Raw genomic sequence first — 7,764 nt, 5'->3', positions numbered from 1 at the left:
GGCCCCGCCCGAGGCCCGGCCCGGGGTCGAAGTCCTGACCCCGGCCCCGGCCCTGACCCCGCCTCCGCCCTCGCCCTCGCCGCATGCGCCTGTCCGGCGGATCACTTGATGCCGCCGGCCGTCAGACCGCTGATCAGATAGCGCTCCACGAAGACGAACAGGACGACGACCGGCACGATCGCGATCAGCGAGGTGGCGAAGAGGTACTGCCATTGCTCCTGATACGCCGTGACGAAGCCCGGGATGGCCTTGGTCAGTGTCGTCCGGTCGCCGGACGAGGTGATGGTGAGCGCAACGACGTACTCGTTCCAGGCTCCGATGAACGTGTAGACCAGCGCCGTCACCACTCCCGGCAGCGCCAGCGGCAGGGTGACCCGGACCAGCGTGCCCAGCCGTCCCGCCCCGTCCATGTACGCCGCCTCCTCCAGTTCCTTGGGGATGGTCGCGAAGTACGCGTTGAGGATCCAGATGCAGAACGGCAGGTTGAACGCCGCGTTGACCAGGATCAGCCCCTCCGCGGTGTCGGTCAGATCGAGGCTGACCATCTCCCGGTAGATGCCCACCAGCAGCGCGGTCGGCGCGAACATCTGGGTGACCAGCACCAGCAGCAGGAAAGCGCCGCGCCCGCGGAACCGGTTGCGGGCGGTGTAGTACGCGGCGGGCAGGCCCACGGCCAGGGTGAGGAGTGTGGACATCCCGGCGACGTACAGCGAGAACCAGAGCGCGTCACTGACGGGCGGATCCTTCAGCGACCAGACGTCGGCGAAGTTGGACCACTTCCACTGGGACGGCAGATAGGACGGCGGTGACTTCATCAGTTCCGGCGTCGGCTTCAGGGCCGTGAGCAGCATCTGAAGGTACGGCGCGAGGAACGTCAGGGCGACCAGCCAGCCCACAGCGGCGAGCACCACGGTGCGCAGCCGGGGCGGGCGCCGTCTCCGGGTGGTGGTGGCCGCCCCTCTGGCTGCCGGTCCGGCCGCGGTCTCGGTCGCGGTTTCGGCTGTGGGTGCTGTCTCGGCAGTGGCGGCGGACATCAGCCGGTCTCCTCTCGGCGGCGGACGACGCGCAGGTACACCAGCACCACCAGGAGGATCAGCGCGAAGTTCACCACGGCCATGGCGGCCGACTCGCCGACGTCCTGGTTGTCGAACGCGAGTTTGTACATATAGGTCGTGGTCGTGTCGGTGGAGAAGCCGGGGCCGCCTCGGGTCATCGCCCAGATGACCGGGAACGAATTGAACACGTTGATGACGTTGATGATCGCGGCGACCAGCAGTGACGGGCGCAGCAGCGGCAGGGTGACGGCGAGATAGGTGCGGACCGGTCCCGCGCCGTCGAGGCGGGCCGCCTCGTACACCTCGGCCGGGATGGTTCCCAGTCCGGAGAGGATGACGAACGCGGTGAACGGCAGGGAGACGAAGACCGCCACGGCCATCATCCAGGCGAACGCCTGGACGGGGTCGGCGAGCCAGTTCACCGGCCTGTCCAGGATTCCGACGTCCATCAGTACGCGGTTGACGACGCCGTAGAAGTTGTTGAGCATCCAGCGCCAGGTGAGCGCCGTCATCAGCACCGACGCCGCCCAGGGCACGATCAGCGCCCAGCGGACCAGCCGACGCCCCGGGAAACGGGCGTTGAGCAACTGCGCCAGGGCCAGGGAGACGGTGATGGTGACCGTCACCACGCCCACCACCCAGATCAGGGTGCGCAGTACCACGCCCGGCAGGTCCGGTTCGGCGAACAGCTCGGTGTAGTTGGCGCCGCCCGCGAAGCCCTGGGTGAGTCCGGTGGAGCTGATGTCCATCAGGGAGGTGCGGACCATCTCGACGACGGGCCAGACGACCACGGCCAGGATCAGTACGAGTGCGGGGCCGAGCCACAGCAGCGGCTCCAGCGCCCGCAGCCGTGTGGACCGGCGGCGGGAGGCGCGTCGCGGTGCCGCCTGGGTCGGGTCCTTCTCCGCCCCGGCGGTGCGTGCGCCGACGTCCTGTACGGCCACCCCGTCAGCCGTCCTTCTCTGCGGTCTTCTGGATCTCGCTGAGGACCTTCTCGGGCTCCGCGCTCGACACGGCGGTGCCGATGCGCTGCTTCACGGCGCCCTCGACGGTCGCCCAGTTCGGGTTGCCGGTGGGTGCGAACCGCGCGCCCGACAGCGCGTCGACGAACGGTTTGTAGTAGGCGGAGTCCGAACTCAGCGCGTCACCGGCCGACTTGGTGACCGAGAGGAACCCCTCGGTGGACAGGAACTTCGAGGCGTTCTTCTTCTCGTAGAAGAAGTCGAGGAACTTGTTGACGGCCTCTCGGTTCTTGCCCTCGTCCTTCTTCTTGAAGGCCACCAGGTAGTCCTGGACACCGAGCGTGTTGTGCGTCGTGCCGTCCTTGCTGGGCAGGGGCGCGACGCCGTAGTTCAGTTGCTTGTCGACCGTGTCGATGAAGCCCTTGCGCATGAAGACGGCGCCGTTGATCATGCCGATCCTCCCCTGGGCGAACTGGTTGAAGACGTCCTTGCGGTTGGTGGCCTCGGGGTTGGGCTGGGTCAGACCGGCCTTGGTGAGCTTCCGCAGGAAGTCCAACGTCTCCACGTTGGCCCGCTGGTCGACGGCCCACTGTCCCGACTTGTCGGTCCAGCCGCCGCCGTTGTTCATCGCCCAGATGTAGAACTCGGCCTGGGCCTCCTCCGCGCCCAGCGGCAGGCCCAGCGGGATGTCCCCGGCCTTCTTCAACTTCTCGGCGGCGTCCTCGACCTCGGCCCAGCTGGACGGCGGCTCGGATATCCCGGCCTTGTCGAAGAGGTCCTTGTTGTAGAAGAAGAGCCGCGCGCTGGAGATGAACGGCAGGCCGTACTGGACGCCTTCGTACTGCGCCTGGTCGGCGAAGAGCGGCAGGAAGTCGGCGAGCACCTTGGGCGACACGACGTCCTTTGCCTGGTAGATCAGGTCGTCGCGCGCGAAGTCGGAGAACTTGTTGTAGTTGAGGACGTCGGGCTGCTGCCCGGTCTGGATGTACGTCTTGACCTTGGAGTCGATCTGCTCCCAGTCGACGACCTCCAACTCGACCTGGAAGGCGGGGTTCTCGGCCTCGAAGTCCTTGATGAGGTTCTCCCAGTAGGGCTGGGTGTCGTCGTCGTACTTCGCGGCCACGAACCTGATCGTCTTTCCGTCGGCGTCGCCGCCACCGGTCGAACCTCCCTTGCCGCATCCGGTGAGGACCAGGGCGAGGGCCACACCTGCTGCGCTACCGACGAGGTGCCGTTTCACGGGGTACCCACCTTCACTGCAACCGAGTGATTGTTTTTGCTTGAAAATGGCTAAGATCAAGCATCTATATCCATCATGCCCAACAGATCGCGCATGATGTCAAGGGCCGACGGTCACCACTCGGTTTCGCCGCGGCCCCCATGAGCACCGAGACGGGAGCCTCTTCATGAGTCGGACCGAGATCGAGATCGCCACCCAGCCCGAGTGCTGGCGCCGCGCCATCGAACTGGCACGGCGGCCGGACGACCCCGCGTGCGCTGCCATGCCCAGGCCCGGTGAGCGAGTCGCCGTCGTGGGCTGCGGCACCTCCTGGTTCATGGCCCACGCCTATGCGGTGCTCCGGGAATCCGCGGGCCACGGGGAGACGGACGCCTTTCCGGCCTCCGAGATGCCGGCCGGCCGGGCCTACGACCGGGTGGTCGCGCTGACCCGGTCCGGCACCACCTCGGAAGTGCTGGAGCTGCTCGGCCGGATGCGCGGCCGGACGCCCACCGTCGCGGTCACCGCGGACCCGGCGACCCCGGTCATGGACGTCGCCGACGCGGCCGTCGTGCTCGACTTCGCCGACGAGACGTCGGTGGTGCAGACCCGGTTCGCCACCACCGAACTGGTGCTGCTGCGCGCCCTGCTCGGTGAGGACCTCGGCCATCTGGCGGCACAGGCCGCCTCGGCGCTGGTCGAGCCACTACCCGAAGAGCTCCTCGACGCCGAGCAGTTCACCTTCCTGGGGCGCGGCTGGGCGTACGGAATCGCGCAGGAAGCGGCCCTGAAGATGCGCGAGGCGGCGGGCGCGTGGACGGAGGCGTACCCGGTGATGGAGTACCGGCACGGGCCGATCAGCATCACCGGACCGGGCCGGGTGGCCTGGTGGTTCGGCGACCCGACGGCCGTTCCCGACGGCCTGCCGGAGGAGATCGCCCGCACCGGCGGCCAGTTGGTCGCCCTCGGGCGCGACCCGGTGGCCGACCTCGTCGTGGTGCAGCGGCTGGCCGTCGCCCTGGGCGGGGCGCGCGGGCTCGACCCGGACAACCCCCGCCATCTGACCCGCTCGGTGATCCTGACCTGACCCCGGCGGGATCCGGCGGTCCTTGGCCGCCACCGTCGGCCACCAGACCCGCACACAGTTGCGGGAACCGCCGAACCGAGCGCGGTTCACGTGGAATTTACAGCCGTTTTTCCCGGGTCCGCGGCCTCCCGAGGCAGGGCGCGGACCCGGGAAACCACCCGTCACCAGGGCCGACAGTGGCCAGTGGTGCTCCTGATAAATCATGAAGGGAAGTGTTGACACCTGGCGTTTATCGCCAGAACATAAACAGAAATACGCATGATCTTGCAGCGCTACTCCACCACGCCATGCCCCGCCCCCGCAGGAGGACGTGAGTGCGCAACCATCCGCTCAGACCGCGCAGCCTCGGCACACTGCTGGCCGCCGCCTTAGCCCTGACGTTCGTCCCGCCCGTCGCCGAACCTTTCACCACGTCGGCCCGGGCAGACACCGCAGCCCGGGCCGACGCCACGGCCCGGCCGAAGGTGACCGAGAGCGCGGACGGCCTCACCCTGTCCGTGCCGGGCACCGGAAAGGCACCCGGCTACACCGTCGACGTCGCCACCGACGAACTCGCCCTGACCACCGAGCGCTCCGGAAAGACCGTGCTCGGCACCGCGGGCGGCGACACCGGAGGGCTCCGCTTCCGCTCCGACGAGAAGTGGGAGCACGCCACCGCGGTCACCGACTGGACGTGGAAGGACGGCGTCCTCACCCTCAGCGCCGACACCACCCTCGACGGCGCCACGGTCGAGGCCCGGCTCACGCCCGAGGCCGACCGCTACCAGCTGGACTGGGACGTCGAAGGCGACAGTCCCGACCAACTGGGCCTCGCCTACGACCTGTCGTCGGCCGGCCACTGGTACGGCCACGGAGAGGCGGAGACCCCGCAGGGCGGTCCCGGTGTCAACCAGCCCTGGCCGCTGGACGCCGGTGAGGTCGAACACGAGACCTTCGGCCCGGCCTCGTACAACATGATCGACCCCTTCTGGTACACCTCCAGGTCGACCGGTCTCCATGTCGACACCGGGCACGTCATGGACGTGGCGATCGACATGGGCAGGGACGGCCTCGGCACCTTCACCGTCGAGTCGCCCGACACCTACAAGGCCACCGTGTTCGTCGAGTCGACTCCGCTGGAGGTCTACCGCGACTACATCGGCATCGTCGGCAGGCCGACCAAGTCCGACGCCACGTACGAGCAGTACGCCAAGCCGCTGTGGAATTCCTGGGCGCAGTTCTACACCAAGATCGACCAGGAGAAGCTGCTCGACTACGCCACCGACCTCCACGACAACGGACTGGACGGGCACACCATCCAGCTCGACGACAAGTGGGAGTCGAACTACGGCAACCTGACCTGGGATCCCAAGACCTTCCCCGATCCCAAGGGTCTCTCCAAGAAGATCCACGACATGGGGTTCGACTTCGGCATCTGGGTCACCCTGTGGATCAACCTGGACTCCGACAACTACCAGTACGCGGTCGACAACGGCTACTTGCTCATGGACTCCAAGGACACGAGCAAGCCGTGTGAAGTGACCTGGTGGAACGGCCAGGCCGGGATCATCGACCTGGCCAACCCCGACGCCAAGGCCTGGTACGAGGGCAACCTCAAGAAGCTGATGGACACGTACGACATCGACGGGCTGAAGTTCGACACCCGGTTCTTCGACGAGAAGTGCGCGCCGCGCGAAGGTCACCAGGCCACGGACTACCAGAAGCTCGGCACCGAACTCGCCGACGAGTTCGACCTCCAGGGCGCCGGCATCCGGGTGCACTGGAACCGGACGGCCCACGAGGCCGGCTTCGTCACCCGCCAGGTCGACAAGGGCACCGGCTGGGACTCCCTGCGCGCCTCCGCCACTCAGAACCTGGCCATCTCCACCATCGGCTACCCGTTCGTCGAGTCCGACATGATCGGCGGCTCCGGCGGCCAGCCCGCACCGACGAAGGACGTACTGGTGCGGTGGGCGCAGTCCGCCTCGCTGATGCCGCTGATGTACGCCTCGACCTCCCCGGTGGACACGAACGACACCACCACCGGGCAGAAGGTGGACTACGACCAGGAGACGGTCGACCTCTACCGGGAGGCGATCGAGACCCACGAGAAGCTGGCCCCCTATATCTGGGACCAGGTGCAGAGCACCCTGAAGACCGGCGATCCGATCATGCGGCCGCTGTTCTTCGACTTCCCGAAGGACGAGGCGAGTTACACGGTCACCGACGAGTGGATGCTCGGCCCGGCCGTACTGGCCGCGCCCAAGCTGAGCACGGGCGCCACTCGTTCCGTCCATCTGCCGCCGGGCACCTGGTACGACGTGAACCAGGGCACCGTGATCCGCGGTCCCAAGACCCTCAAGGGGTACGCGGCGCCGCTCGGCGTCACCCCGGCCTTCGTCAACCTCAAGGCCAAGGGCGCCACCAAGGCCCTCAAGGCGCTCAAGCGCGACGACGCTCCGGCCGCCTCCGTTCTGATCACCCCGGACGCCCCGGCCACCGACGCCGGTACGCCGTTCCAGGTGACCACCGAGGTCACCAACTGGAGCACCGGCACCCTCAGGAACGCCAAGGCGGCACTGGACCTGCCCGACGGCTGGACCGCCCAGGCGACCGGCCCGACCACCACCAAGTCCCTCAAGAACGGCGCCACACTCACCACCACCTGGACGGTGACCCCGGCCGACGACACCCGTTGGGGCAGCCACGACCTCGCCGGCACCGCCACCTATACCGGTCACGGCGGCTCGCAGAAGGTGTCCGACACCGTGCCGGCGCAGGTGAAGGCCGCCCCGGGCAGCGTGCAGGAGCCGTACCTGACGGCCGACACGACCTCCGGGGGCGCCCAGTACGCCCAGGCCGGCGATCAGTTCGCCATCTGGGCGGGCGGCCAGGACCTGTCCGGCTGGAAGGACGAGAAGGGCGTCATCTACCGCGACGACGCGGCAGGCGAAAAGGCTACCGTGCAGGCCCGGTTGGTCTCCCAGAACAGTGCCTCACCGGTCGGCAAGGCGGGCATCGCCCTCGCCAACGACCTGACCGCGCCTGAGAAGGGCGGTTACGCGGTGCTGGCCATGACCGAGAGCTACGGCCTGGAGTTCATGACCGACAGCGACGGCGACGGGAAGCTCGACACCTGGGCGGGCGGGGGCTCCACCTACCACCCGGCGCATCTCAAGCTGACCCGGGACGGCGACACCTACACCGCGTACGCCAGCAAGGACGGCGAGACCTGGTCGCAGGTCGGCACTGCCCAGGTGCCGTCGGCCGCCGGTACCGGTGACGCCGGGATGGTCGCCAGCGCGGCCAACGTGAACTACCCCGGCGAGAACATCGAAGCAGTCTTCAGCGGATTCTCCGTCACCTCCTGACACGCCGGTATCCCCGGCACCACCCCCGCTTCCCGGCAGGCCGCCACTCCCCTGGGGCCTGCCGGGGACGGGCCACTCACCGCACGTCCGT

Annotated in this window: 5 protein-coding genes; 2 read left to right on the top strand and 3 right to left on the bottom strand. The window is 68.1% G+C overall.

Translation table 11 applies throughout. From position 1 onward, the window contains the following. Nucleotides 1–101: 101 nt before the first annotated feature. From AWZ10_RS36600 to AWZ10_RS36590, 3 genes are read right to left on the bottom strand one after another with little or no spacing between them, the layout of a single operon-like run. Entirely contained in the window at nucleotides 102–1,034 is a 933-nt protein-coding gene (locus AWZ10_RS36600; RefSeq protein ID WP_060893170.1) for a carbohydrate ABC transporter permease, read from the bottom strand. Next, nucleotides 1,034–1,999: a carbohydrate ABC transporter permease gene (locus AWZ10_RS36595; RefSeq protein WP_060893169.1), complete on the bottom strand. Its 966-nt coding sequence runs from the start codon at nucleotides 1,997–1,999 to the stop codon at nucleotides 1,034–1,036. The genes AWZ10_RS36600 and AWZ10_RS36595 overlap by 1 nt, the downstream gene beginning before the upstream one ends. 4 nt (nucleotides 2,000–2,003) lie before the next feature. After that, a complete protein-coding gene (locus AWZ10_RS36590) occupies nucleotides 2,004–3,257 on the bottom strand; it encodes an extracellular solute-binding protein (RefSeq protein ID WP_060893168.1) in 1,254 nt (417 codons plus the stop codon). Between the two features lie 166 nt (nucleotides 3,258–3,423). Here AWZ10_RS36590 and AWZ10_RS36585 point away from each other — a divergent pair, with 166 nt between their 5' ends. Continuing rightward, complete coding sequence (locus AWZ10_RS36585) at nucleotides 3,424–4,323, top strand: SIS domain-containing protein (RefSeq protein WP_046702863.1); 900 nt, start codon at nucleotides 3,424–3,426, stop codon at nucleotides 4,321–4,323. A 314-nt stretch (nucleotides 4,324–4,637) separates the two neighbouring features. Then, a complete protein-coding gene (locus AWZ10_RS36580; protein ID WP_046702862.1) occupies nucleotides 4,638–7,673 on the top strand; it encodes a TIM-barrel domain-containing protein in 3,036 nt (1,011 codons plus the stop codon). Nucleotides 7,674–7,764: the final 91 nt, after the last annotated feature.

This window comes from Streptomyces europaeiscabiei (assembly GCF_001550375.1).
Classification (GTDB): Bacteria; Actinomycetota; Actinomycetes; order Streptomycetales; family Streptomycetaceae; genus Streptomyces; species Streptomyces europaeiscabiei.
This window is presented reverse-complemented; position numbering and strand designations above follow the sequence as displayed.

Bases quoted from the DNA above. Each gene is read 5' to 3' on its own strand.
- AWZ10_RS36600 (WP_060893170.1), bottom strand. From the start codon at position 1,034: ATGTCCGCCGCCACTGCCGAGACAGCACCCACAGCCGAAACCGCGACC.
- AWZ10_RS36585 (WP_046702863.1), top strand. From the start codon at position 3,424: ATGAGTCGGACCGAGATCGAGATCGCCACCCAGCCCGAGTGCTGGCGC.